Source organism: Oleiphilus sp. HI0043, from assembly GCF_001634935.1.
Genome location: NZ_LWEY01000305.1, coordinates 1 through 900, shown reverse-complemented (window position 1 = coordinate 900; position 900 = coordinate 1). Strand labels below are relative to the sequence as shown.

The following is a 900-nucleotide window of genomic DNA, read 5'->3' as shown; positions in this document are numbered from 1 at the left end:
GAGGGGTACATTCCGATCTAGAACTTCGGCATGCTAGCACTTATACCAATAGCGAGCTCAACTTAGGCTACATCAGCAAAGACAAGTTCTATAATAGCGAGCAGAAAGCAATCGGCCCAGATGACACGGACGCTCGCTGGGGCCTCAGCTTTAGTCAGGATATCAATGCGCATCATGACGGCTGGTATGGCACGCTCAAATATAGCCAGATCAGCGACTTTGACTACCTGGATGATTTGAACCAGGGGCTGAATATAAACCGAAGTGATAACCTTGATCGAAGGGCTGAACTCCATTATTCAGAGGATAACTGGCGATTCAGCTTCTTGATGCAGCAATACAAAAGTATCGATGAAACACTGCTGGCAAGCGAACAAGCTTATCAACGCTTACCTGAACTAAATTATCAATTCGGTTCTATCTACAAACAACTGCAACTCGACTGGCACAGCCAATATGTCTACTTCTACCGTGACCAGGAAGGTCTCGTCGGGGATGAACGTATTATAGGCTCACGCGTTCGACACCAGCCCAAGGTATCATTGCCTTTATCTAAGAGCTGGGGCTATATCAGCCCATCTGTAAGTATCGACCATACCGACTACTTTCTTGAAGATTATACGCCTGTCGACAATAATATCTCTCGCACCATTCCAATTTATGAACTTGATGCGGCTTTATTCTTCGACCGAAGTTCTTTATTCAGTGAAAGCCAATTCTTCAAGTCATCCACGATTCGCCACAGCTTGGAACCACGAGCTTACTATGTGAATGCCAAGAGCGTAGACCAAGATGCTCTTCCTAATTTCGACAGTACCTTACCTAGCTTCAACTATCAGCGACTGTTTAGTCCCTATCGCTTTAGTGGCGGTGATCGAGTCGGTGACAATAACAGCCTGA

General features: G+C 45.8%; 1 protein-coding gene. It reads left to right on the top strand.

Annotated features, from left to right (window positions below):
• Window positions 1–900: LPS-assembly protein LptD (locus A3729_RS04290; RefSeq protein ID WP_156497650.1), on the top strand; the 900-nt coding region annotated here is incomplete at both ends.